The organism is Vibrio sp. 10N.261.54.E10, from assembly GCF_002877735.2.
Taxonomy (GTDB): domain Bacteria; phylum Pseudomonadota; class Gammaproteobacteria; order Enterobacterales; family Vibrionaceae; genus Vibrio; species Vibrio crassostreae_C.
Window position 1 is genome coordinate 592,623 of record NZ_MCXE02000002.1, and the last position, 23,351, is coordinate 615,973.

A 23,351-nucleotide genomic window follows, 5' to 3' on the forward strand; every position below is an offset into this window, starting at 1 on the left:
TAGACCTAATTTAGCTTGTAAAAAACGGTCGATAACGGCGGCAAACGCAGCTCAATCGATGTGTCTAGCCCTTCGCTTTCTACAGATTCAATCTCAGCAGTCTGCTTCACTTCAAAACCGCTGCCTGCATAGTCGACAGAGTCTGTATTCAACAACAATGCGTATTCACCTTTTGCAGGAACACCTAAGCGGAAATGCTCGTGAGGCACTGGCGTAAAGTTAGACACTATCAATACTCGCTCACCAGATTCACTGATGCGCTCGTGCGCAAGAATGCTCGCTTCAGCAGAGTCCTGTAGACGCCATTCAAAGCCTTTCGGATCAAAATCAAGATCGTGCATTGCAGCTTCAGAGCGGTACAGATTGTTCAGGTCTTTCGTTAAACGCTGAACACCTTGATGACGCTCGTAATCCAGCAAAAACCATTGCAGCTGGTCGTCATGGTTCCATTCAGCCGTCTGACCAAATTCTGCACCCATGAAGTTCAGCTTCTTACCTGGTTGCGCATACATGTAACCCATATAAGCACGTAGGTTTGCCGTTTGCTGCCATTCATCACCAGGCATCTTGTTGTGGATAGAACCTTTACCGTAAACCACCTCATCGTGAGACAGAGACAATACATAATTCTCACTGTGTGCGTAAACCAGTGGGAAGGTAATCGTATCGTGGTGATATTTACGGTTGATTGGGTCTTCTTGAATGTAAGACAAGCTGTCGTGCATCCAACCCATGTTCCACTTAAAGCCAAAGCCTAAGCCGCCCATAAAAGTCGGTGCTGAAACACCAGGGAAAGCCGTTGATTCTTCAGCAATCGTCATCGCATTCGGGAAGTGTTTATACACTTCTTCGTTCATCCACTTAAGGGTTGCGATAGCGTCGTAGTTTTCGTTGCCGCCATCCGCATTCGGGATCCATTGGTCATGGCTACGCGAATAGTCGAGGTACAACATCGAAGCAACCGCATCAACACGGATGCCATCGATATGGAATTGTTCGAACCAGTAAAGAGCGTTTGCTACCAAGAAACGACGAACATGCTCTTTGCCTAAATCGTAAATGTACGAGTTCCAGTCTTGATGCCAACCACGACGTGGATCTGGATCATGGAATAATGGCGTACCATCGAAGTTTGCTAGGCCGTGATCATCACTTGGGAAGTGAGCAGGAACCCAGTCCAGAACAACGCCAAGACCCGCTTGGTGACATTGATCGACGAAGTATTTGAAATCATCTGGAGAGCCAAAACGGCTAGTCGGTGCAAATAGACCTACAGGCTGATAGCCCCAAGAACCGTAGAATGGATGTTCTGAAACTGGCATTAGTTCAACGTGCGTGTAGCCAAGATCCGTTAGGTATGGGATCAGCTCTGCCGCAAGCTCGCGATAATTTAAGAATTCACCTTCAGCGTTACGCTTCCAAGAACCTGCATGCAATTCATAGAACGAAAGCGCTTCTTTGCGCTTTTGCGTTACCGGGCGATTTTGCCATTGAGTATCTTGCCACTGGTAACGAGCGTGATCGTAAGTTACAGATGAGAACGATGGGTATTGCTCAGAGTAGAAACCCCATGGGTCAGCTTTGTGTGGTAAGCCTTCGCCATTTGGTCCTTTTAATTCAAACTTGTATTGAGCGCCTTCTTCCAGTTCAGGAATGAATAAGCCCCACATACCGTAATCTAGGCGTTGCATTGGGTGGCGGCGACCATCCCAAGCGTTGAAGTTACCCACCAAGCTTACCGCAGTTGCATGCGGTGCGTACACCAAGAAACGCGTACCTGAAATCGTCTGTCCATCACGCTCTAGCGTAATAAACTGAGCCCCCATGTGATGATACATATCTTTCGGTGTATGAAGATCTTCATAACTCGCGTACAGATCGTGGTACTGGTAAGGATCATCGATGATCTGTTCTACGCCAGCCCAATCAACCGCAAGCTTATAGTGAGTAAAACGTAAGTCTCTCTCTTGCTTAAGAATGAAACCACTTTCACCCTCTCGCGCTAACTCAATACGAGGTTCCTTTCCAACAATCAACTCAACTTTATCTGCCCCAGGAATCCACACACGTAATTCACCTTGCTCAGAAGGTAGGTATGGCCCTAAAAACGCGAATGGGTCTGTGAAACAAGCCTGTGATAGTTGGGTATATATTTGTTTTTGCTTTGAAATCGAACTTAGTTCCAAAACGTTTCTCCCTAACCAAACATCCAAAAAACATAATACAAAAATGCCCGCTATTAGTGCGGGCAATATAACGACGGTTTATTCTACCAGATGAGCATTCATTATTGAGTGACCGAGGTTGTAGTTTCGTACGGCGTAAGCAAAAAACCACCTAATTTCAAGTCACTCACGTCATTACTTACCGGCTTTTTCTCGAACGTCAGTCAGCTTAGAAGCGATACGATTAACGCCTTCGTGAGCAAATATTTCGTCCAAGTTCATTGATAGTTTACGACGCCAGTTAGGGTATTCATCAACCGTGCCAGGAATGTTTACTGGCTTGTCCATCTCTAGCCAATCTTCTAGCTGAACGCTCAGTAGTGTTGAACCACCAGCCGCTACGTGCAGTTGAAGTGCCTCAGCAAGGTAAGAGTCCATCGGTACTTGGCTCGCATCGCGGCCCACACCTTCTGGTAGGAAACCATGCCATGCTACTGAATCTAAGATACCTTGCTTGCACTCTAGGCGGTCATCGAACAAGGTTTCTAATTGTTCTGCATCTGGGTATAAGCCAATCTCTTGGCCCATTTTCAGGTCATCACAGTGCCAGAAGCCACGAAGCGTTGGCATATCGTGAGTACACAGTGCCGCCATCGATTGTGATGCGTAGTGTTTTGGTGAGATGAAACCACCGTCATCTTCTGATGTTTCGAAGAAGAACACTTTGTAAGAATGCACGCCAGCATCTGCAAGGATGTCGACAATCTCATCCGGTACCGTTCCTAAATCTTCACCGATAACGCTACATTGGTAACGGTGAGATTCAAGCGCCAGAATAGACAGCATATCTTGTACTGGGTAGTAGATGTACGCGCCCTTAGTTGCGTTCTCACCCTTTGGAATCCACCACAAGCGCAGTAGACCTAAAACGTGGTCGATACGCAGTGCACCACAGTGCTTCATGTTCGCACGAAGTAGCTTGATGTAAGCGTCGTAGCTTGTTTCTTGAAGCACTTCTGGGTTTAACGGAGGTAGACCCCAGTTCTGACCCAAAGGACCAAGAATATCAGGTGGAGCACCAATGCTCGCATCCATCACTAGGTTGCCTTCGTCAGCCCAAGTCTCGCTGCCTGAATCTGCAACACCTACCGCTAAGTCACGGTACAGGCCAACAGCCATGCCCTTCTCTTCTGCAAGAGACTGTGCATCGTTGATCTGGCAATCTGCTAGCCATTGCAGGTACATGTACAGATGAACGTTTTCTAAGTTCTCTTTGATGTATTTCTGTGTCGCTGGGCTGTCGAATGTACGGTACTTCTCAGGGAATACCGGCCATCCCCACATGCCAGAATCTTCTGCATGCAGTTCACCATGTAGAGCATCAAACGCCGCTTGATGCATCAGGCTATCGCCACCCTCTTCTACGAAGGCTAAGAACGCTTGTGCACGGTCGCTGTTTTTGTCTAGATGACGAGTCTTAAATTCTGCGAATAGCAGAGGCAAGATGCTCATCTTAAGCTCAGACACTTCGGTGTAGTTTACCCAGTGTGCTTCACGCGCTTTTTGTAGACGCTGTTGGAACTCTGCGCTGCCGACTGTTTGTTGTGCTTCTGCACTTAGTGCAAATTCAGGAACTGAACTCACATCAATGTATAAGATGTTCAACCAGCGACGAGAAGATGGGCTATATGGGCTCGCACCTTCAGGGTTCGCAGGGAACAATGAGTGAATTGGGTTTAGACCAACGAAGTCACCACCACGAGAAGCGATATCCGCAACAAGCTGTTTTAGGTCTCCGAAATCACCAATACCCCAGTTATGCTGAGTTCTTAGGGTATAAAGTTGAACACTGGGTCCCCAAAGCTTTTTGCCTTGCTCGATTGGTGACTGCTTGAAACACGCTTTTGGCGTAATAATCAGTGTCATCTCGTAAGGCTTCTTACGGCGCTTACGGCTCACAATGAGCTTGTGATAACCCCATGCCAAATCACTTGGCAATGCAAACACTAAAGGGCCACCCTCGGCACGCTCGTCACGAATGACTTGAGATTGAAGATAGCCTTCAAGTACCTCTCCTTGCTCGGTTTCTAAGCGCCAGCTGAACTCACTTTCACGAGCACTTACACCTAGATTAAGCGCCACTTCTACTGGCTCACCGTCACGCAAGACAAGAACTGGGTCTAGTACATCTTTTTTGTGTTTTCTTTCTGCTGACTTAAGCAGTGCATCATCGCTGCTTGTATCGTAGCCCAACGAAGCCAATAGAGACGTGATCGTCTCGTCTGATACTTGTGCTTCATCGCCCCACGCACTAACGTAACTGTCGGCAATGTTTGCCATTTCTGCGACTTGTTTTAATACGGTCTGTTCTTTCATCGCTCTCTCCGAAAACGTTCTGACGCTTTCTATTTTGTAGGGTTGTTAATTTAATTTTTACTAATCAATTAGCTTGTGACAATCGGTTTGTAAGCAGCTTGTTTATAAACGAAACCTTTAAGCCTTTCGTTTGCTCACAAGCTAATTGAGCCAAGGCAGAAACTGCCTTGGCTACTTTGGAAGTATTAACGGTTAACCGCTTCAAGTTTCCAGATGTTGTTCACGTAGTCGCGGATAGAGCGGTCTGATGTGAACTTACCAACCAATGCTGTGTTAAGAATTGCTTTCTTAGCCCAACCTGCTTGGTCTTTGTATTGCGTGCCCATGTCTTCGTGCGCTTTCACGTAAGATGCGAAGTCAGCAAGACATAGGTAAGGGTCACCACCGTCTAGCAGGCTATCAAACGTTGCACGTAGAAGGCCTGGTTGACCTGGAGTGAACTCATCGCCAGTCAGTAGGTCTAGAGATGCTTTCAGTAGTGGGTCTGCATTGTAGTAGTCGTATGGGTTGTAGCCTTGAGCTTTCAGAGCTTGAACACCATCAACGTCTAGGCCGAAGATGTAGATGTTTTCATCACCCACTTCTTCACGAATCTCAACGTTTGCACCATCCATCGTACCGATAGTTAGCGCGCCGTTTAGAGCCATCTTCATGTTGCCCGTACCAGATGCTTCTTTACCCGCTAGTGAGATTTGCTGAGAAACGTCTGCTGCAGGGATGATAATTTCAGCCATGCTTACACGGTAGTCAGGAATGAATACCACTTTCAGTTTGTTACCGATGCGAGGGTCGTTGTTGATCTTCTCTGCAATCTTGTTAACCGCGAAGATGATCTCTTTCGCTAGGTGGTAACCCGGTGCTGCTTTCGCTGCGAAGAAACATACGCGTGGCTCACACTCGAAACCAGGTTCGTTAAGAATACGGTGGTACAGAGATAGAATGTGTAGCAAATCTAGGTGCTGACGCTTGTATTCGTGAAGACGTTTGATTTGAACGTCAAAGATAGCGTTAGTATCTAGCTCGATACCCATGTTCTCTTGAACCCAATCAGCTAGGCGCTGTTTGTTTTCTTTCTTAACAGCCATGAATTCTTTTTGGAATTTCGCGTCTGTTGCAAACTTAGCGATGCCTTCTAGCTGCTCAAGTTTTGCTGGCCATTCAGTGCCGATCTTACCCGTGATTAGCGCAGATAGACCTGGGTTACAGAACTTCAACCAACGACGTGGCGTGATGCCGTTCGTTACGTTAGTCAGTTTACCTGGGAAGATTTCGTTGAATTCAGGGAACAAGTCTTTCTTAACCAGTTGAGAGTGAAGCGCAGCTACACCGTTTACTTTGTAAGAACCAATCACACATAGGTTTGCCATGCGAACCATACGGTGGAAACCTTCTTGGATGATAGAAAGCTTCGCTTGCTTCTCACCATCACCAGGCCACATCTTGCGAACTTCTTGCATGAAGCGGTGGTTGATTTCAAAAATGATTTCCATGTGTCGTGGAAGAAGACGATTGATTAAAGATTCAGACCAAGTCTCTAGTGCTTCAGGAAGTAGTGTGTGGTTCGTGTATGCGAACGTATGAGCACTGATTTCCCATGCTTGGTCCCAAGATAGACCTTTCTCGTCAATCAAGATGCGCATTAGCTCAGGAATCGCGATCGTTGGGTGTGTATCGTTCAGCTGAATCGTTTCTTGCTTAGGCAGATCTTCTAGAGAGAAACCTGCTGCTTCGTGGCGACGTAGAATATCGCGAACCGATGCTGCTGAATGGAAGTACTGCTGCATTAGACGCAGAGTCTTACCTTTCTCGTGGTTGTCGTTCGGGTAAAGAACTTTAGTGATGTTACCTGCATCGATTAGCGAGTGTTGCGCTTCGAAGTAATCACCGTTGTTAAAGCTTGCTAGCGAGAATGGTGCGATTGCCTGACATTCCCAAAGACGCAGCGGGTAAACCGTGTTTGACTCGTAACCTACGATAGGTAGATCCCAAGGCATTGCTTTTACTTCCATACCTGGAACCCAAGTACGAACTTCTTTACCGTCAACGAATTCAACGTCTACATGACCGTAAAAACCAATGTGTTGTGCTAGTTCTGGACGAGCTACTTCCCATGGGTAACCTTCAACACCACGCCATGCGTCAGGTGCTTCTTGTTGACGACCGTCTTGGAAAGATTGTTTGAATAGACCGTACTCGTAGTGAAGACCGTAGCCTACTGTTGGGTATTCTTGAGCGGCACAAGAATCCATGAAACAAGCAGCTAGACGACCAAGACCACCATTACCTAGTGATGGGTCGCGTTCTTCTTCTAGAAGGTCAGTTAGGTTTTGACCTAGCTCTTCCATTGCATGAGTGATCTGTTCGTAAAGACCCATGCTGATCAGGTTGTTACCTGTTAGACGACCAATCAAAAACTCTAGTGATAGGTAGTTAACGCTCTTAGCGTTCTTAATTTTTTCATCATTTTCAGTTTCTAGCAGGTCAAAAGTCGTTAGCTCTGCAAGAGCACGACCCATTGCTAGATACCATGAACGGCTGTCTGCTGTTTCAACGGTTGTTGCGTAGGTTGCAGATAAATGTTTCTTAACACTCTCTTGGAATGACACTTTATCGAAAGTTTTTTGCTGAGTTGGTTTCATTTCAGAAATCTCGCTTTTAATAGTTCTAATTCATCTGTGACATATCGTGCATGGTCACCATAAACTAAACATCCTCCCGCTAATGCAACTGACTAGGAGTAGATGGGAGGGCGTAGGGGGCGTACCGACTTAGGGTTAGTGATCTGACTCTCATGTTCTGACTGAGAACAAAAACTTGGAGTGACTAAGATCACAAGCTCCCGTTCGATAACTTAACTTCAATTGATGTGACTTTTATTTAACCAGATTAAAGTCATTGTCAAATCTGATATTCAGATCACGAAAATAATTTCCAACTCTCATCTTTTGCATAGATTCCCGTGTAGGGATGAACGAAGTCACATTCACAAACCAACCCGCAACGTGAGCAAAGTCTCAAATAAAGGGCGTAGACACCCAAAAACATGCAGGAGCGCAAGGTTTCTGAGGAGGATCATAGTCGGTGACGTTTGGCTTCACGTAATATGAGTAAAGACTTAAGTAATTAGGCTAATGTCATTGGAGTGCACTCAACGATAGATTGGGATATTCCAGAACATAGCCACGGAATAGGTGTAAAACTTCGATATGTGGATCCCTTCGAAACTGACTCGTCCCGGCCGCTTACATAATGCAATCCTACGACCTAGGGTTCTCGATCTGCTTCACAATGCAGATTGCTATAAGCTTGTGTTGTTCCGCTCTCCAGCGGGCTACGGCAAAACCACCATGGCTGCACAATGGTTGGTAGATAAACCCAATGTGGGTTGGTACAGCATTGATGATAGCGACAACGATGCCTTCCGCTTTATCAACTACCTACTTCAATCACTTAATAAAGCGACTCAAAATGCCTGTCCGAATGCCCAAAAGCTGGCAGAAAAACGACAGTTTTCATCGCTGCATTCTTTATTAAGTGAAGTATTTGCCGAGATGTCGGAATTCCATCACGAGTGTTTTCTGGTGTTGGATGACTATCACTTGGTCAACAATGACGACATCCACGAAGCCATGCGCTTCTTCCTCAAACACATGCCCGATAACCTAACGTTGGTTGTCACCAGTCGTGGTACGCCACCACTTGGTACAGCAAACCTGCGCGTTCGTGACTTAATGATCGAATTAGGTAATGACTCGTTGGCGTTTGATACCGAAGAAACCACACGCTTTTTCAACCAACGCGTAGCCGACGGCATTGATGACACGACGGCAGATAGCATTTGTAGTTATGTAGAAGGTTGGCCTTCTGCACTGCAACTTATCGCGCTACAAGCACAACACCAAAAACGCACTCTTGCACAGTCCGCAGAGTCGTTCTCTCACTTTAATCACGCCCATCTTTGGGACTACTTGGTTGAAGAAGTATTCGACCTGCTAGACAAAGAAACCCGACAGTTCTTGATGCAATGTTCCGTGCTTGATCACTTCAATGACGAATTAGTCTGCGCGCTTACACAGCGTGAAGACGCACTGGGTATGATCGAATCACTCAATCGATTTGGCTTGTTCATCTACCCGCTTGAAGGCGAGAAGAACTGGTACCGATTCCACAATCTATTCGGCGAATTTCTTGCCCACGAGCGCCAAGCTCGAATTCCACAGCAAGAAGCCGAGTTGCACCGAAGTGCCGCGAAAGCGTGGATCAAACAGAAAACGCCTCATCAAGCACTGCGACATGCACAACGAGCTGAAGATCCAGAGCTGATCATTCAAATCCTGACTGAACACGGTTGGCCGATGTTCAACCAAGGTGAGCTGTCGTCACTAGAGATGGCGATCAAGCAACTGACTACCGACCAACTTTACAGTGAGCCAAAGCTTTCGATGTTGCGTGCTTGGCTTGCACAAAGTCAGCACCGTTATGACCAAGTGGGTACTTTGTTGGAAGAGGCTGAGACTCAATATCAAGCGCGAAACATTGAACTCGATACTCAGCAGCAAGGCCAATACAACGCCTTACGCGCACAAGTTGCCATCAACAGCAATGAGCCTGAGAAAGCATTGGAATTGGCTGAGCTTTCGTTGAGTCAGTTGAACACCACCGTTTATCGTAGCCGCATTGTCGCAACCTCGGTTGTGGGCGAAGTGAATCACGTAATGGGTAACCTAAGCCGTGCGCTACCGATGATGCAACAAACAGAAAAACTGGCACGTCAGTATCAGGTTTACCATCAGGCCCTGTGGGCGATTCTGCAACAAAGCGAAATCTTGATTGCTCAAGGTTATGTTCAAGCTGCATTTGAGCTACAAGACAGTGCATTCAAATTGATTGAAGAACATCAGCTGCAATACGTACCTCTGCACGAATTCTTGCTGCGTGTTCGCGCTCAGATCTTCTGGTGTTGGAACCGACTAGATGAAGCGGAAGAGTGTTGCTACAAAGGCTTAGATATCCTTGGTCACCACTCTCCGAGTAAACACCTGCACAGCTATTCTATGTTGGCTCGTATTTCATTGAGCCGTGGTGAGATTGATAAAGCGTCGAAATTTATCGACCAGATTCAGCACCTATTGCGTCAATCGACTTACCACGTAGATTGGACGGCAAATGCTTCTCTTTCTTTGATTCTGTTCTGGCAAGTAAAAGGCGATAAAGAGGCGATACGTGATTGGCTGAGTGTGGCGGTTCGACCTGAATCGGCAAGTAACCACTTCTGCCAACTTCAGTGGCGAAACATCGTTCGTGCTCACATCATCCTTGAGCAGTATGAAGACGCAGAAGAAGCGCTAACTTTCCTTAAGAGTGAAGCCCAGCGTTCGCACCTGATTACAGACACCAACCGCAACTTGATCGTTGAAGCCGTGTTACGTACACAAATTAACGATGAAGACAGCGCACGAGTACTGCTTGAAGAAGCGCTTCATATGACTAACCAAACCGGTATGGTCGGTAACTTCTTAGTCGACGGTGGGACTATCGGGCATATCTTGGATAAGTTGAGCAACAAGCCTGGCTTAGGTGATTTAGAACGTCACCGCGCGCAACAAATCATGAAGGATATCTCCACGACCCAACGCAGTCGTTCGGTGCATTTCGATGAAGACTTTGTTGAGAACTTGGTTAATCACCCGAATATCCCTGAGCTGGTGCGCACTAGCCCACTCACTCAGCGTGAATGGCAAGTGCTTGGTCTGATCTATTCAGGATTCAGTAATGAGCAGATCGCTCAAGAACTCGATGTAGCGGGTACCACGATCAAGACTCACATCCGTAACCTTTACCAAAAACTCAATATTGCTAACCGTAAAGAAGCAATCAGCACAGCGGAAAACTTGCTGCAGTTGATGGGGTACTAAAACGGATTCGAGATTGATTCGAGATTGATTCGAGATTGATTCGAGATTGATTCGAGAAAACATAAGCTAGTCACCGATGGTGGCTGGCTTTTTTTTCATCTGAAGTTTAGAACCTAAAAATGTAGGAATGGGAAAAGTAAAAAGACGATCACCAAACGACAGGCAAAAAAATAGCCAACCGCAATAATCGCGATTGGCTCTATATATTTGTGAACAAATCATAGGTTCACTAACAACGTCAGTTGGCTAGGTGACCCTCGGCTTAAGAAGGGTCAATGTATATAATGCAGTTAGCGTGCCAACTTTTATTCGACGTTTTATAAGCCCTGCATCGCATAAAAACCATGAATTTGTCATGCGAATTGCAAAGTGCATTTGCATAATGCAACCAAGATGCAATATCGATAAGAGATCAGTTTCATCGCTGCTCTTAATGACAAATCACTAAGTGGTTGTTATCTAAATGTTAGGCAAATATTCACTTCAACTTATTGCCTTACAATTAATAGAGTAATAAAAGCCCTTCCCCAAAAGCATATTCATACTTTTTTTACACTAAAGTTTGTATACTGCACAAAATCATCCTCAACTCTATGAAGCAATGAACTACTTAAGTACTTTTTTCAAAGGCATGGCTATGGGCGCAGCAGACGTTGTTCCTGGCGTGTCGGGCGGAACCATCGCATTCATCACTGGTATCTACGATACGCTACTAGAAAGCATTCGCAGAATTAACCCTAGCGTACTTGGCTTATGGAAACGCGAAGGCTTCAAAGCCGCGTTTAATCACATCAATGGTTTCTTCCTAATTTCACTGTTCGCGGGCGTATTCACGAGCATTGCGACATTCGCAAAATTGATTTCTTGGTTATTAGTCACCCACCCTGTTCCACTGTGGTCTTTCTTCTTCGGCCTGATCTTGGTCTCGGTTTTCCATATTCTTAAGCAAGTAGAGAAACGCGATATGATTCGCTTCGTGTTTTTGCTACTTGGCGTTGCTTTCGCTTATAGCATTACCGTGCTTAAACCGCTGCAAATGGAACCAACCAGCATCAACGTATTGATTGCGGGTGCGATTGCTATCTGCGCGATGATTTTACCCGGTATTTCAGGCAGCTTTATTCTGCTCCTGATTGGCATGTATGGCCCCGTGCTTGGCGCCGTTAAATCATTTCAAGTCGATGTACTTGCGCTATTCCTTGCGGGCTGTGTGATCGGACTGCTGACTTTCTCACATGTACTGTCTTGGCTATTGCGTTCATTCCGCGACTTCACATTGGTATTCTTAACCGGTTTGATGATCGGTACGCTGCCTAAGATCTGGCCTTGGAAAGAGACCATCAGCTGGCGCACAAACTCAAAAGGTGAACAAGTTCCTCTGATTCAAGAAAACCTATCACCGTTTGATTTTGAAGCGGTAACCTCTCAGCCTTCTCAGTTGGTCATGGCGATTGTGATGATGTTTGCTGCGATTGCATTGGTTTTAGGCCTGGAGAAGTTCGCAGAGCGTAACGCTGACTAATCATTCAACGTATTTCTGGAACATGTTCAGAATGGATAGAACTTAGAAATACTAAGCTCACATATCTATTAAACAGACAAAAGCGAAGCCAATGGCTTCGCTTTTTTAGTTCTACCATACGCACAAAATTGCTTTTTGATACAAGCACGTATTGAGTGGTGTGATACCATCGCCGTTCTTATAAAATCAAATGAGAACACGACATGCACCCAGCATTAAAGGTTGCTGCGCTCGGTATTGCGCTGGTCGCTGGCTTTTATGGACCACAGGCAGTCGAGCAATTTAAATCGGTAGTAGAGAGCCACTCTCCTGACGTCAACTTAGATGACTACTGCATGCTTTCAACAACATGGTGTGAGCAAGACAGCGTTGCTATGACCCTTGAGCATGAAACAGCTCAACCTCTAGTCCCAACAAAAATCAAAGTGGTGTGGGAAGGCGCGGCCTCTGAAACCTTGATGCTATCGCTGACCGGTTTAGAGATGGAAATGGGCTCAGCACGTTTCCAATTAAAAAATACTGGTAACAACATCTATGAAGGTGATGTCATTTTACCCGTGTGTACCATGGATCACATGACTTGGCTTGGTGAGCTCACCGATGGTGTTGAAACCGTAAAACCTGCAATAAGGATGGCAAGATGAGTAGAAATTGGTCGTTAGCATTGGTTGTCGCTTTTGTACTTGGCTTTGGTGTCAAAAGCTATCTTGATGGGCAAAACGAAGTTCAAGAACAACACGCTGCAAAACAAGAGTTCTCCGCAACGACTCTTTTCGGCAAAGACAACCAACCAACGGAAATCTTTGACCAAACCGATGACAGAATTCGTATCGTTTACTTCGGTTTCACACGCTGCCCAGATGTGTGCCCCACTTCTTTGGCTATGTTGGCCGGAGCACTTAACCAAGTCTCTGATGAAGCAAAAGCCAAGATTCGCCCGATGTTTGTCTCTCTCGACCCTGAGCGTGATGCAGCAGAGGCCTCATACGAATACGCACAATACTTCCACCCAATGATGGAAGGATTAAGTGGTCCTTTGGATGTGACAACCACGCTTGCACACAACTACGGTGTTATTTTCAGAAAGACCAAGCTGGAAGGTTCAGAGTTGGAATACACCCTTGACCACAGCTCATATTTTTATTTTTTAAAGCCCGACGGTACCTTGATTACCAAAGTGCCGCATACGTTAACGCCAGCGCCAATTGTTGAGGCTATCAACAAGCTGACGCAGTAAAACGTAAAAACAAAGAACTTACTCAATAAAGTTCAAAAAAAGTCAGGTCCCAGACCAAAAACATAAAAATTAAGGACAACAACATGAAGTTAAAAGCACTTGCTCTAGCCGGCTTATTGCTCACTCCCCTTGCTCACGCCAATAGCGATATTATGGTTCATGACGCGTACGCTCGTGCAACCCCGCCTTCAGCAGTGAACAGCGCGGTATTCACGACTCTGATGAACCACAGCGATAAAGATCGCGCTATTGTTTCTGCGACAACGCCAGCAGCAGGAAAGGTAGAACTTCATGATGTTATCGTTGACGGCGACGTAATGAAGATGCGCCAAGTTCAACAAATCACAATCCCTGCAAATGGTGAAGCGGTACTAAAGCCAGGTAGCCTACACATCATGTTGTTCGACCTAAAAGATGGTCTAAAAGAAGGTGAGCAGATCGAAATGACTCTGACTTTCGCTAACGGTGAAACGCAAACCTTTGACGCGCCGGTTAAGAAAGTAATGAGCGGCATGAAAAAGATGAATCACGATCATCACTAATCGGATTCATAATCAATGAAATAAATTAAGCCACGATGACTTCTCGCCATCGTGGCTTTTTGTTAAACTGAGCGCGCTTTTTATTCAAAGCCTGAACACATCAATAAACCAAGGAGAATAGAAGATGATTGTAATGAACACACTAAAACTGGCAGTAAAAGTAACGCGTTAATTTGTTTGGTTAATCAAACTTAAACACCGATCTACCAACTTATCGTCATCCATTGACGACCGCACACTTTTACCCGGTTTACTGTTGATCATAAGTGATCAATACCTGCATGCCCAACAACGCATGACTAAATCCGGGGTCCTATCTATTTGAATTCGACCCAAGCACAAAACATTTTTGACGTCTCGACGCTTTTTGATATGACTAACGCTTTTCGATCTCATCAACAACCTGAGATCTTACAAGACGTTAATGCTCTCATAAGAAAAGAAAGCTCGCACGTCTGGGTAAATAGACATGAATTCACAAAACGCATTTTCTCATCCAATGTCACTTCAACAACTTGGATGGCAACCTGTATTCCAACAACAACTGACACTCGAAGACTATGACCACTCCGTCATTGCTCGTATCGTCGCACATCACCGTAGTGGCTATACATTAGCGTCAGAGCAAGGTGAAATTGTTCTACCCATCCACCAAAACCAACCGGCAATGACCGTTGGCGACTGGGTGATTTTGAACTCTGATCTGCAATTCGACCGCTTACTAGACCGTCAATCGCTCTTCCGCCGTAAAGCTGCTGGCAGTCGCGTAGCTGAACAATATATTTCAGCCAATATCGACACGGTTTTTATCGTGGTTTCGTTAAATAACGACTTTAACCTAAGCCGCATCGAGCGTTATCTCGCTCTCGCTAATGAAGCGCAAGTTGAAGCCGTTATCGTACTCACCAAGAAAGACTTGTGTGACGACTACCAAGACAAAGTACAGCAAGTACAAAGCCTAGACCCAATGCTGATGATCGAAGCCGTTAATAGCCTAGACCAAGACTCTACTCAAGTATTGTCGCCTTGGTGTAAAACGGGCAAAACGGTGGCTTTGATGGGGTCGTCTGGTGTTGGGAAATCTACGCTGGTCAACTCGCTGCTTGGGGAGACTCAGCAGGCCACGGGTGGCATTCGTGAAGACGACAGCAAAGGTCGACACACAACGACGTCACGCTCACTGCATTTACTGACATCGGGCGGCTTACTGCTTGATACGCCAGGAATGCGAGAGTTGCAACTTGCAGACTGCGCCGAAGGGGTAAGCGAAACCTTTTCTGATGTCGAAGAGTTAGCTATGCACTGTCGTTTCTCTGATTGCCATCATGAATCAGAGCCTGGATGCAAAATACGCAAAGCCATTGAGAGTGGAGAGTTGTCTGAAAGACGATTTAATAACTATCAAAAGCTATTGCGAGAGCAAGCCAGAAATGGTGCCTCATTGGCAGAGCAACGTGCTAACAGTAAGCAGCTTTCGAAGATGTACAAAACCGTTCAATCAGAAAGTCGAAATCTTAAAAAAGCTTCTGACTAAACCTTTAAGTTAACGACTATAAGTTGTATTTGAGACAAGCTTAGCCCCTTAGTGTTAAACACGTGGGGCTTTTTGTTTCAATTTGGTCTTAGTGTGACTATTTATGCACACAATGTTCTTACCAATAGTCGTTTACATTTCCAAATTTACAGTATATTGAGTCTATTAAATGTCATTTTGTAGATTTATAGCTCAATCAAAACACATTTGATTAACATTTAGCTCTAAAAACACCACGTAGCGCAAACAATCACCCTAAAAGTAAACTATTCCTAGACACCCTCTTAGATCCCGCTAATATGACCGCCCATTCCACTAGTGTATAGTCGGATTTGGTACAACTTTATAAAAAGATACATCACTATAATAAATTAACAATTGCAGGTATTTTATGCAAAATCACAACATGCTCGCCCGCATCGCTCGTGGAAATCTCGTTCTACAGATCCTTGCTGGTATTGTTTTCGGTGTCGTTCTCGCCATGGTGTCTCCTTCAGCAGCTCAAGATGCAGGCCTACTAGGTAGTCTGTTTGTTGGCGCTCTGAAAGCTGTTGCCCCAATTTTAGTATTCATTCTTGTTGCAGCTTCTATCGCAAACCAAAAGAAAGGTCAGCATACTCATATGCGTCCGATCATTGTGCTTTACCTGATTGGTACGTTTTCTGCTGCACTGACTGCTGTAGTACTGAGCTTCATGTTCCCAACCACTTTGACACTGGTTGCTGGCGCTGAAGGTGCTAACCCTCCTCAAGGTATCGCGGAAGTTCTTCATACCCTTCTATTCAAGCTTGTAGATAACCCAGTTAGTGCGCTAATGAACGCAAACTACATCGGTATTCTTGCTTGGGCAATCGGTCTTGGTCTTGCACTGCACCACGCATCTGCAACAACCAAAGCGGTTTTCGAAGACCTTAGCCACAGTGTTTCACACATTGTTCGCTTCATTATTCGTCTTGCGCCATTCGGTATCTTCGGCCTTGTTTCGACTACATTCGCAACAACGGGCTTCGATGCACTAGCAAGCTACGGTCAACTGCTAGCGGTTCTACTAAGCTCAATGCTGATCATTGCTCTTGTCGTTAACCCACTGCTTGTCTTTGTAAAGACAAAACAGAACCCATACCCACTTGTACTACAATGTATTCGTGAATCTGGTGTAACGGCATTCTTCACTCGTTCAAGCGCTGCAAACATCCCAGTGAACATGAACCTTTGTAAGAAGCTAGAGCTAGATGAAGATACTTACTCTGTTTCAATCCCTCTAGGCGCAACCATCAACATGGCGGGTGCTGCAATCACCATCACTGTGTTAACGCTTGCAGCTGTACACACAATGGGTATTGAGATTGATATCTTCACTGCGATCCTACTAAGCCTTGTTGCTGCAATTTCAGCATGTGGTGCATCAGGCGTTGCCGGTGGCTCACTGCTACTGATTCCTCTAGCTTGTGGCCTATTCGGTATCTCAAACGATGTAGCGATGCAGGTTGTAGCGGTTGGTTTCATCATTGGTGTGATTCAAGATTCGGCTGAAACAGCACTTAACAGCTCAACTGACGTAGTGTTCACTGCGGCTGTATGTAAAGCTGAGCAAAACAAAGCTTAACAGCTCTTGGGTATTAGGCTTAAGCTCTAAGCTCTAAAAGCAAATAGCACACAAATAAAAAGGGAAGCATTCGCTTCCCTTTTTTGTTGTCTTGGTTTTCTAGATTACGGCTAGGAGCTATATAGATTTATAGCTTTATAGCTTCACAGCTTTAGTCATTCTTGTCTAACTCATCAAAGCTAACCAACACGTTTTAGTGGTTGCTTTTCCAGCTTGGATCCACGGCTGCCTGACTGAAGTCTAGAGAGTTAGGACTTGCTTCTTTGTTATGCGTTGCTTGATCGCTGGGTGACCCTTGATTCGCAGCACCGCTATCATGGTTTGGCGTCGCCTGCTGGCTGTAATCGACGTTAGAACCTTGCTCACTCGACGCTTTGGTCTCTAAATGACTACCATCGACATTTAACTCCTCACCTTCTTCATCGGACGCTTCTTTAACCTTCTTAGGGACAGGGACATTGCGTTTGTAGAGCTTGTTGAGCGCCTTAATGATTGAGTGCTTAGTGATTGCTTCTTGGGTCAACTTAGTCATTATCGGTTTAGTCAGAGCTTGTAAGCCCACGACAGCATCCACACCAAGTTCCCCGCCGACTTTATCCCTCAAATGCTTGGCTTCTGAGTAACCAAAATGAGCCGATAAAAATAGCCAGATATAAGCAATGGCATTGCCGTGTTCACCATGGTCAATCCAAGCTTCACCTGCTCTAAACATGGCTTCTGCACTGTTCTTTTCTGCGGCCGTCTCAAACCAGTAAACAGCCTCGCCATGGTTAGGCTCAACACCCACACCGTTCAAATAACTCATACCAAGTTTGATCTTGCCGTCTAAGCTATTCTTTTCCGCGGCCTTTTGGTACCACTCGACAGAGCTTTCGGCAGAGTAGTCTGGGTTTTCTTTATCTAGACACCAGTCACCGATAAACAGCATCGCTTCGGTATTACCACCAGCCGCAGACTCTTCAATATAGGTATAACCCTTAGGGATGTTCTTATCGGTTCCACGACCAAAGACGAGCGCTTTGCCCATCTCGAATTTCGCCGATACGTCATTGTCTAAAGCAGAGATTGCTAGCTGCCAAAAGTTGGCTTTCTCTCTTAAAATGAGGTCTTCTTTACGCTTCATGCTTAGGCGCACAATGCCATACATGCCATTAATATTATCGAGTTGCGCTGCTTTGTCGTACCAATACAGAGCTTCCTTAATATTGTTACGTTCAGCTTCTTTTGCCAAATACAGTATCGACGGTACATGCCCAGTTTCGGCTTTGAAGTGACGCTCTTTTTGCTCTTGTATGCGCGCTTTTTCAATCGCTTTTCGATAAGCGACAGCACGAGCCTTACGTTCTTGTTCCAAGCGCTGCTTTCTTAGCGATAAAGAGATCAGCCACACGGCGACAAGTATTAACGAAAGAGCCGTCGCACCAATTGCAATTCCCATTGTACTCATAAAATATTTTAACCTAACTCGGCTGATACTAGCCCCGATATCGGGAAAGTGATCAACCCATAGTGAATGGTATGTTTCTAATTACAGGGAAAAGCGCCGTTATTAAAACGTTCCGCCCTAAAATGAACTCAGTTCAGTATCTCAGGAATACATAGCGATAAAAAGTCTACTAAGACCTATCCGTATGCACTCCATAAATGGTGTGATCTTGCTTCAATATAGATAAATTATGAAGGCTGCCTTTCATCAGGAAAGTCCTAAAGCTTGGTGACGAAATTGATGGGTTTCCATCAGGAATTTCGCACAGTGATAGTTAAGTCAATTGCCCGTATATGTAAGCCAACTCGGCAACCGTCTTCGCTGAGAATTTCTTCATCAAGCTTGCTCGGTGTACTTCTACTGTTCTCATCGCGATACACAATTCATCAGCGATTTTCTGATTACGCTTACCATCAATGATCTGCTTAAGGATGTCGATTTCTCGTTCGGTCAGCGACGCATAAGCTTGGCGATACACATTCATGTGAAGATGCTTTTCAGAAGCCTTTAATCCTTGCTTGATTGCCTCGGCCAATTCCCCTCCTTTAACCGGCTTTTGAAAGAAGTTCATCGCACCTGCTTGCAAAGCTTCCACCGCCATTGGCACATCGCCATGCCCTGTGAGATAGATAACCGACAGCGGACTCTGCGCTTTCACCATTAACTCATGAACTTGTTGCCCTCTCATCTCTGGCATTCTGCTGTCTAGCACTACACAGCCCGACTTTGTGAGATCCACAGAGTCTAAAAAGCTCGGGCCATCTTCATAGGCTGACACCGTAAAATCATGCTCTTCCAATAAGAACACCAATGAGTCACGCATCGACTCATCGTCATCAACCACATAGACAGGAAGCCTTTGATGAAGTTCAGGCATAGCAAGATTCCTTATGAATCATTTGAAATAGAGGAAGGTAGTGTCACCGCGACATGACAACCATGAGGAGTCAGTGAAGTAATGCTCATTTTGCCACTGTGGTCTTCAATCACATCTTGGCAAATCGCAAGCCCTAATCCCAAGCCGTTTTCTTTGCTGCTCACAAAGGCTTGAGTGACTTGTTGCTCGGTAAAATCTAAGCCCGTACCGTTATCGATAACCGACAGCATCATTTTATCCGGTTGATACTCGGTAATCACTTTAATTGTCGATGGTTCGTTATTTTTGTTACCAATATCAGACGTAGCGCTTTGTTCGCGATGCATCTGAGCATTACATGCATCAGTCGCATTGTTGATCAAATTTACAACTACCTGCTGCAATCCGACAGGGTCAACATGTAGCGTGATAGGTTTACCCACGACATGACGTTCAATGGTTATCTTGTGTTTCTCTAATCGAAATTGCAGTAGCTCGATGGTATCTGTAAGAAGCACTTCTATATCAATTTGAGATTTATTTGATGAACGCTTTTTGATCATGTTTCTTAAGCGTTGGATAATCGCATCAGCACGGTCCACTTGCGACTGGATCTTCTCAAATACAGGCTCTATGTCAGTCAGCGGTTTGTTCTTCGAAATCCGCAGTAAACCACCTTCGCTATAATTCCGAATTGCTGCCAGAGGCTGATTAATCTCGTGTGCCAAGCTACTTCCTAGTTCACCAACTACCGCGATACGCTGTGAGTGCTCTAGCTGTTCACTCTTACTTTTCAGCTTGTACAGCGTCGCTTCTAGTTGCTTTTTGCTGCGGCTGAATTTGTATTCTAGCCAGAAGTGGTAAGCATTTAGAGACACGACAAGAATAAAGAACGCCCATGCCCACTGTTGATTGTACTTGAGCCAGATTAACGCTTCTTTCCACCAAGGTTGTTGCAGTGGATGCATGTCGAGTTGTTGGTATAGCTTGTCGATCGACAGCAGGCTTGTCGGTGAAGTCCAGCCCGATGCATTCGCTGCAATGGCTGGTGCACTGCTTTTTGGCATAGCAAATAACACCTGACTCATTTGTTTAGCCAGTGCCGAAGACGCTCGCTCTGTTTTGGCAAACGACCAGTTAGGGTACAACGGTGTAGACACCTGACATCGGAACCCTTCTGGTGCTTGATTCTCGATAACACGATATTGACCCGCCACCAGCAAACCTTCGCTGAACATGCTCTCGACCAAACACGCAGGCACCACCGCAGCTTCAATGTGCCCTTCACGCAGTTGATACAAGCTAGCATCAATAGGGAAACCTAAGAACTGAGTATTAGAGAAAAAGTGATTGGGGTTGAGCCCTTGTTGCATCACTTGGTAACGCATAGTGAGGTAACCACCAAAAGCATTTTCAGAGACTGCCGCAATCGGCTTACCGCTGAGTTGTTCGAGAGAGATATAGGGCGACATTCTTCTCACCACTAAGGCGGAACCAATGCTGCGTGTATTACTGGTGCCTTGAGCTTCAAAGTTATGACTGGTCATGGTTGCCATCCAAGAAAGCGCATACTGGCGTCCTAATCGAACCGCCTGACCGGGGTTGGTGATGACAAAGTCGACCTCAACACCTTTTACCGCATCAGCCATCTCTTCTAAGTTGAAAGGCTTGAGAACAAAGTGTTTGCCGGGAATGCGCTCCGACAACCAATCCATCGTCGGCTGCCAACGCTGCTGCGCGGAAAGCTTGCCTCGAATAGCCAGCACACCGACCTCAATCACCTGTTCCGACTCAACAGTGTTTGATGTTGTAATCTCTTGCTCCGCTTGAGCGGCTAAACAGATTCCTGCAGTTAGACTCAACCAACAAAGGCTAACGATTGATATTAGGTTTCGGACTGTCACTAAAATCTCTTTCTCCACACTGATGGCATGTTCACACTCGAATAACGCATTGACGACACGTTAAATAGAGCCTTTAAACAAAGCATAACAGCTAGATTGGTAAAACCACATTTGTTCTAGATCAACTTTGATCTGGGTATGTGGAAATCCACAATACCTCGTGAACGGTCAAAAACTGACAATGAGCCTAACAGATCGAATACCCATTTATAGGTACCTCTATGGACTCATTGAAAAGACGGTTTCTCAGCCAATTCGGTAAAGTTTCCGCCGGCGCTGCGCTCATTCCCATTGCCGGAATCAACACCGCAGTCGCCAGCACAGCCATTCGCAATAACAACCAGCCTGACCGCAAGGGCGAAGTAGGTAAACGCTACGCCATGGCGATTGATTTGCGTAAGTGCGTTGGCTGTCAGGCATGCACTGTTGGCTGCAGCGTTGAAAACCAAGCACCAATTGGCCAATTCAGAACCACCGTAAAACAGTATGAAGTCTCCCTTGATGATGGTTCGACTGCTCAACAAGACGTGAAATCTTTCATGTTACCTCGTCTCTGTAATCACTGTGACAACGCTCCCTGCATCAAGGTTTGTCCAGTTCAAGCGACCTTCCAACGCGAAGACGGTATTGTCATGGTCGACAACGAACGCTGCGTAGCCTGTGCTTACTGTGTTCAAGCTTGTCCTTACGATGCTCGTTTCATTAATAACGACACCCTTACCGCAGACAAATGCACCTTCTGTGCACACCGCCTTGAAGACGGCTTACTGCCTGCTTGTGTAGAAACCTGTGTCGGTGGCGCGCGTGTCATTGGCGACCTTAAAGATCCAAACAGCGAGATCAACCGTCTGCTCAATGAAAACCAAGACGACATCAAGGTGCTTAAGCCAGAGCAGAATACCAACCCCCATGTTTTCTATATCGGCATGAACGAGCGATTCGTTAGTCACATTGAAGGCCAACCTGCGATTTATGATCCAGCCGCCATCGATAACTCATCCTCTAGCAAACAAGAATTGGCAATCGCGACACAAGGCAAACAAGGAGAGACAGCATGAATATCACTGAGGTGTTAGTCCCCGCTCAAGAGATCGCTTGGCTACCGTGGGCGGTTCAATATTTCTTCTACATAGGTTCGGCTTACGCGGCCGCTATTCTGTTTTTGATTGCACTGATATTCAAAAATTCAACCAGCCACCAATTTCGTTCTGCCCTTGTGCTTGTGATGGCAATCGGTGCGATTGTTGGGCCATTAGCGCTTACTGGTGACTTGCATCAACCCGGACGTGCGTGGCATTTCTATGCTCACATCACACCTTGGTCATGGATGTCATTGGGCTCTCTGTTTCTACCTTTGTTCTCTGGTCTGGCTGTCGCAACCGCATGGGTTTACCTGCGTGATGACATCGCACAACTGAAAGAGAGTGAAAACCCACTTCTAAAACGTTTGGCTTGGCTGACGCTAGGTCAATGGCAAATATCGTCAAAGCTGATGATTGCGCTCGCTGCTGTGACGGCTATTTCGGGCCTAAGCATCGCGCTTTACACAGGCGCAGAGATTGCGATTTTGGCGAGCCGACCGCTTTGGCATCAACCGGCTTCTCCGCTGCTTTGGTTCACGACCGCATTCTTTGCTGCAACGGGTTTAACGCTGTTGATTTGGGCTCTACTGCCTTCAAGCAAGCCAAGCTTAAAACCAACAGACCTAGCTTTGATACAAAGAACCATTAACTTAACTGGTGGCCTTGCCATCATTCTCACGTCGATTTGGGCATCTAACCATGGTCACTTCAGCCTGTATGAGAACGACGCTTGGGGCATCAATTTAGGCATCATGACCACCAGCATTTTGCTGTGCATGATCTTGGTTCTACCACTGCAACGCCTATCGCAAAGTAAGCTAGGAATTATCTGTGTTGCGCTTGCGACCATAGTTTCTGCATGGGCGGTACGTTGGGTCACCATGATGGAAGTTCAAACCATTCCCCGTTTCGATGTTGGCCCATTCCCTTATGAACTGCCGATGGGTAGCGCAGGATTACTCGGCATCGTTGGCATGTGCGGCCTGTGGCTAGCACTTGCGTTGTTCGCCTCTGAAATCGTGTCTGTTGGATCTACACGAACAACTGGCTCTGCGACAAAGACAGCATCTAAGCCAAACCAAAACACACCTTCACCACTTAACCGCTCACATAGCTTGTAGTCTGA

15 protein-coding genes are annotated in these 23,351 nt (G+C 45.9%); 9 read left to right on the top strand and 6 right to left on the bottom strand.

All coding sequences use genetic code 11. The features are described from left to right. Positions 1-5: 5 nt before the first annotated feature. The 3 genes from glgB to BCU07_RS13820 all read right to left on the bottom strand — a co-directional run bounded on the left by glgB (position 6) and on the right by BCU07_RS13820 (position 7,180). Positions 6-2,186, bottom strand: coding sequence for a 1,4-alpha-glucan branching protein GlgB (gene glgB, locus BCU07_RS13810; protein WP_102428530.1), 2,181 nt, complete (start codon positions 2,184-2,186; stop codon positions 6-8). A gap of 174 nt (positions 2,187-2,360) precedes the next feature. Continuing rightward, positions 2,361-4,541, bottom strand: a complete 2,181-nt coding sequence (gene malQ, locus BCU07_RS13815) for a 4-alpha-glucanotransferase (RefSeq protein ID WP_017067441.1) — start codon at positions 4,539-4,541, stop codon at positions 2,361-2,363. 185 nt (positions 4,542-4,726) lie between these two features. After that, complete coding sequence (locus tag BCU07_RS13820) at positions 4,727-7,180, bottom strand: glycogen/starch/alpha-glucan phosphorylase (RefSeq protein WP_102332726.1); 2,454 nt, start codon at positions 7,178-7,180, stop codon at positions 4,727-4,729. A 567-nt stretch (positions 7,181-7,747) separates the two neighbouring features. On the opposite strand from BCU07_RS13820, the gene malT reads away from it, so the two are divergent. The 7 genes from malT to sstT all read left to right on the top strand — a co-directional run bounded on the left by malT (position 7,748) and on the right by sstT (position 16,897). Continuing rightward, positions 7,748-10,456 (top strand): HTH-type transcriptional regulator MalT, encoded by a 2,709-nt coding sequence (malT, locus tag BCU07_RS13825; protein ID WP_102428529.1) that lies wholly within the window; start codon positions 7,748-7,750, stop codon positions 10,454-10,456. A 601-nt stretch (positions 10,457-11,057) separates the two neighbouring features. After that, the gene (locus tag BCU07_RS13830; RefSeq protein ID WP_017064236.1) at positions 11,058-11,978 is read left to right on the top strand and encodes a DUF368 domain-containing protein; all 921 of its coding nucleotides are present in this window, start codon (positions 11,058-11,060) and stop codon (positions 11,976-11,978) included. A gap of 203 nt (positions 11,979-12,181) precedes the next feature. Then, positions 12,182-12,622, top strand: coding sequence for a hypothetical protein (locus tag BCU07_RS13835; protein WP_017064235.1), 441 nt, complete (start codon positions 12,182-12,184; stop codon positions 12,620-12,622). After that, the gene (locus BCU07_RS13840) at positions 12,619-13,215 is read left to right on the top strand and encodes an SCO family protein (protein ID WP_004732104.1); all 597 of its coding nucleotides are present in this window, start codon (positions 12,619-12,621) and stop codon (positions 13,213-13,215) included. Before BCU07_RS13835 ends, BCU07_RS13840 begins: the two co-directional genes overlap by 4 nt. An 83-nt stretch (positions 13,216-13,298) precedes the next feature. Further along, complete coding sequence (locus tag BCU07_RS13845; protein WP_065583786.1) at positions 13,299-13,757, top strand: copper chaperone PCu(A)C; 459 nt, start codon at positions 13,299-13,301, stop codon at positions 13,755-13,757. Positions 13,758-14,226: 469 nt separating this feature from the next. Then, positions 14,227-15,291 (top strand): ribosome small subunit-dependent GTPase A, encoded by a 1,065-nt coding sequence (rsgA, locus tag BCU07_RS13850; RefSeq protein ID WP_052879180.1) that lies wholly within the window; start codon positions 14,227-14,229, stop codon positions 15,289-15,291. A 391-nt stretch (positions 15,292-15,682) separates the two neighbouring features. After that, positions 15,683-16,897, top strand: a complete 1,215-nt coding sequence (gene sstT / locus BCU07_RS13855; protein ID WP_004732110.1) for a serine/threonine transporter SstT — start codon at positions 15,683-15,685, stop codon at positions 16,895-16,897. Positions 16,898-17,090: 193 nt separating this feature from the next. Here sstT and BCU07_RS13860 read toward each other — a convergent pair whose 3' ends face one another. From BCU07_RS13860 to BCU07_RS13870, 3 genes are all read right to left on the bottom strand, one after another. Beyond that, the gene (locus BCU07_RS13860; RefSeq protein WP_017058838.1) at positions 17,091-18,335 is read right to left on the bottom strand and encodes a tetratricopeptide repeat protein; all 1,245 of its coding nucleotides are present in this window, start codon (positions 18,333-18,335) and stop codon (positions 17,091-17,093) included. A 322-nt stretch (positions 18,336-18,657) separates the two neighbouring features. Continuing rightward, complete coding sequence (locus BCU07_RS13865) at positions 18,658-19,260, bottom strand: response regulator transcription factor (RefSeq protein WP_102428528.1); 603 nt, start codon at positions 19,258-19,260, stop codon at positions 18,658-18,660. An 11-nt stretch (positions 19,261-19,271) separates the two neighbouring features. Continuing rightward, positions 19,272-21,143, bottom strand: a complete 1,872-nt coding sequence (locus tag BCU07_RS13870; protein ID WP_102428527.1) for a sensor histidine kinase — start codon at positions 21,141-21,143, stop codon at positions 19,272-19,274. 221 nt (positions 21,144-21,364) lie between these two features. Between BCU07_RS13870 and dsrO the strand changes: the two genes are divergently transcribed. Both dsrO and nrfD read left to right on the top strand, forming a co-directional pair. Beyond that, positions 21,365-22,201 (top strand): sulfate reduction electron transfer complex DsrMKJOP subunit DsrO, encoded by an 837-nt coding sequence (gene dsrO / locus BCU07_RS13875; protein WP_017064229.1) that lies wholly within the window; start codon positions 21,365-21,367, stop codon positions 22,199-22,201. Next, positions 22,198-23,346, top strand: coding sequence for an NrfD/PsrC family molybdoenzyme membrane anchor subunit (nrfD, locus tag BCU07_RS13880; protein WP_102428526.1), 1,149 nt, complete (start codon positions 22,198-22,200; stop codon positions 23,344-23,346). Before dsrO ends, nrfD begins: the two co-directional genes overlap by 4 nt. The last annotated feature ends 5 nt before the right edge of the window (positions 23,347-23,351 follow it).

Bases quoted from the DNA above. Each gene is read 5' to 3' on its own strand.
- BCU07_RS13820 (WP_102332726.1), bottom strand. From the start codon at position 7,180: ATGAAACCAACTCAGCAAAAAACTTTCGATAAAGTGTCATTCCAAGAG.
- nrfD (WP_102428526.1), top strand. From the start codon at position 22,198: ATGAATATCACTGAGGTGTTAGTCCCCGCTCAAGAGATCGCTTGGCTA.
- BCU07_RS13830 (WP_017064236.1), top strand. From the start codon at position 11,058: ATGAACTACTTAAGTACTTTTTTCAAAGGCATGGCTATGGGCGCAGCA.
- malT (WP_102428529.1), top strand. From the start codon at position 7,748: ATGTGGATCCCTTCGAAACTGACTCGTCCCGGCCGCTTACATAATGCA.
- BCU07_RS13835 (WP_017064235.1), top strand. From the start codon at position 12,182: ATGCACCCAGCATTAAAGGTTGCTGCGCTCGGTATTGCGCTGGTCGCT.
- BCU07_RS13840 (WP_004732104.1), top strand. From the start codon at position 12,619: ATGAGTAGAAATTGGTCGTTAGCATTGGTTGTCGCTTTTGTACTTGGC.
- malQ (WP_017067441.1), bottom strand. From the start codon at position 4,541: ATGAAAGAACAGACCGTATTAAAACAAGTCGCAGAAATGGCAAACATT.
- BCU07_RS13845 (WP_065583786.1), top strand. From the start codon at position 13,299: ATGAAGTTAAAAGCACTTGCTCTAGCCGGCTTATTGCTCACTCCCCTT.
- BCU07_RS13865 (WP_102428528.1), bottom strand. From the start codon at position 19,260: ATGCCTGAACTTCATCAAAGGCTTCCTGTCTATGTGGTTGATGACGAT.
- sstT (WP_004732110.1), top strand. From the start codon at position 15,683: ATGCAAAATCACAACATGCTCGCCCGCATCGCTCGTGGAAATCTCGTT.
- BCU07_RS13860 (WP_017058838.1), bottom strand. From the start codon at position 18,335: ATGGGAATTGCAATTGGTGCGACGGCTCTTTCGTTAATACTTGTCGCC.
- dsrO (WP_017064229.1), top strand. From the start codon at position 21,365: ATGGACTCATTGAAAAGACGGTTTCTCAGCCAATTCGGTAAAGTTTCC.
- rsgA (WP_052879180.1), top strand. From the start codon at position 14,227: ATGAATTCACAAAACGCATTTTCTCATCCAATGTCACTTCAACAACTT.